At 39.6% G+C, this 2,249-nt stretch carries 2 protein-coding genes; both read right to left on the bottom strand.

Translation table 11 applies throughout. The features are described 5' to 3' along the window. Positions 1-215: 215 nt before the first annotated feature. Positions 216-497: a hypothetical protein gene (locus NZM04_07890; GenBank protein MCS7063942.1), complete on the bottom strand. Its 282-nt coding sequence runs from the start codon at positions 495-497 to the stop codon at positions 216-218. A gap of 177 nt (positions 498-674) precedes the next feature. Beyond that, positions 675-1,658 (bottom strand): hypothetical protein, encoded by a 984-nt coding sequence (locus NZM04_07885; protein MCS7063941.1) that lies wholly within the window; start codon positions 1,656-1,658, stop codon positions 675-677. Between the last annotated feature and the right edge of the window lie 591 nt (positions 1,659-2,249).

The following is a 2,249-nucleotide window of genomic DNA, read 5'->3' as shown; positions in this document are numbered from 1 at the left end:
TTTTTTTCACAAATAGATGAATTTCATACCAAAAGGGAGTATTAGGATGGGTGACACGAAATAGCCTGTTCAATTGACTATCTGATGATATCAATTGATAGTTTTTGTTATCAAGTAAGCAACTGAAATCTTTCTCGGCAGTTAGCTCGGTTGGAAAAATCAAAAGAGTAAGGGTAAGGATTCGAAGCAATCGATTCATGAGAATTAGGGGATGATTACTTGTGGATAACATAATTATATATATTTATTGTGTTCTGTTGATAATTTTCTAAGAATCCAGATTGTAGTGTAGGCTTATCGATGATTCCATCGTTATCCCAGTCTTTATCTTCAGGGCCAGGGTAGTTGCCATAAGGATACATATCATCGGGATGGGCAAAACCAGTGAAATAAGTTTGGATATTTGATGTAATTATATTAAAACTAGGATCAAAGTATATCCCTCTTATATGAAGTAGGGCATGAAATGTGAAACGATCAGGCCACACTTCTACCATGATGGATGCCCAAGCCGGCGGAACCTTATAATATATAATAGTATGCAGTGATTTCGTTTTTGTGAGCGCCACCCCAGAAGATTTTGATATGCCCCGCTGATGCGCCTATTGTCTTAAGCAGATATTGCATTAATTCAGCATGAGCTAAACAGTCTGCTCTATAATCATTAATATAATTTAATTTAAAATGATATTTTTCTTTGGTGGCTGGAGGTTCACTTGGCCATTAGGTAACATAACGGTATCCTTCCTTGCACTTCCATCATATCTTCTTGTTTCTTCTACCCCTTCACAGATAGCTTCTGCTATTGTTTTATGTTTACGTTTTTTTCTAAATTCACAAGCATATTTGAGCCCGAGGTCATACAGGGGAGCATTTTCTCCTTGAAAAGGTTTTGCATGAACGATGTAAAACGTATTTTGAGTGCTGGCCAATTTATTCCATCCCTTGTTGGGATCTAGGCTCCATTCCCATTCAAGAGGGTCATCTATCACATCCACATCGTTTGCCAAGGGTTTGTTGAAAATGAGATCTTCAAGTTTTAATTCTTCGCCTTTAAGGGTTAGTCCATTCCATACACCCATCTCTGTGCCATTAAGCTTGACTTTTAGGCTGAAAGTCGTCTGAGGCATATCCCCTGGATCCACCTGTATTTTAACGAAGGCTTTGGGAGATTTATCTTTTATATAGCATATAGGTTTTGATTCTGATCCTTGCTCCCAGACAGGTTCATTTTGGTTTGGATCAATTTTTTTCTCATCGCTCCACTGAGTGATTATTTCATCGTCTTTGAAGCCTAGCTCTTTGAGCGTAAGCTTTGGTAAGAAAACAGTAGCTTTTTTGCTTAGGACAGAGTCTTCAAATTTTTTATTGCTTCCGAGTAAATTTTGGTCGTCTTTAATATAAAGACTTTTGCCCTTAATTCCTGTTCCGCTGCTCGGGTTTCCACCGCTTGCATCCTCGACAAGCGCAGTATACCTGGCGGTATCCTTGGTTGGGGGAGCACCAGTGCCAGCTCCATTACGATCGCAATGACGACCTTTGATAGAAGTTTCATATTTTGCGCCTCTAGCCAGCGTATAACTACGTGAGTCGCTACTATCACTGTTCTGTGTGTAGCCGTCGTAGATCTCCACCAGGTGTGTTCCCTCTCTCTCCATGATTATGCCCACCAATATACCACATATTGCTTGGGTTTGGTGGATATATCGGTCTATACCCTATCCAAGAAGAGATTTTTTGTTGACCGCGGCTTCTCTTTTTCTATGGACTTCTAGAACTGGGATAAACGACCGATCTCTTTTTTCATATTCCGATTTGGACGTTACAGAGGTATCTTCATAACGACCGTAAGTATAAATTGCGGCGGTGCTACGTATTCCGTCTAATCCTAGAAATTGGGAGGAATTTTTTGAATTCAAATCTCTCGTTATTATTGTTTCGATAGAAGAGGTATATCCCGGAAGTGCCGATGGTATCATATTTTGAACTTCCTAAATAATCACAGTCATTATTCTCTCCACTTATTTTTGTAAATGCCTCTACTTCCTTCCATTTCCACATAAGTTTGGGTTCTTTTTGTGGTGTATTGTTTGATTGAAGGAGCCGTGGGAGGTGTTGGGGGAGACGCTGGGGATCGTTTAGGCAGGAAGCTCTGGTAATTTTCAGGTTTACTGTTATGGTTATTCACTAGGTAATCTCTTATTTAAGTCATATTCTAGGTTTCGAGAGCCAGAAGGGTTGAAGTAAAG

This window comes from Candidatus Methylacidiphilales bacterium, assembly GCA_025056655.1.
Lineage (GTDB): Bacteria > Verrucomicrobiota > Verrucomicrobiia > Methylacidiphilales > JANWVL01 > JANWVL01.
The sequence above is the reverse complement of the archived record's forward strand: the minus strand, read 5'-3'. Positions and strand labels throughout refer to the sequence as shown.

What these genes read in the sequence shown, in the direction of transcription:
- NZM04_07890 (MCS7063942.1), bottom strand. Translation starts at nt 497, where the DNA reads ATGGTAGAAGTGTGGCCTGATCGTTTCACATTTCATGCCCTACTTCAT.
- NZM04_07885 (MCS7063941.1), bottom strand. Translation starts at nt 1,658, where the DNA reads ATGGAGAGAGAGGGAACACACCTGGTGGAGATCTACGACGGCTACACA.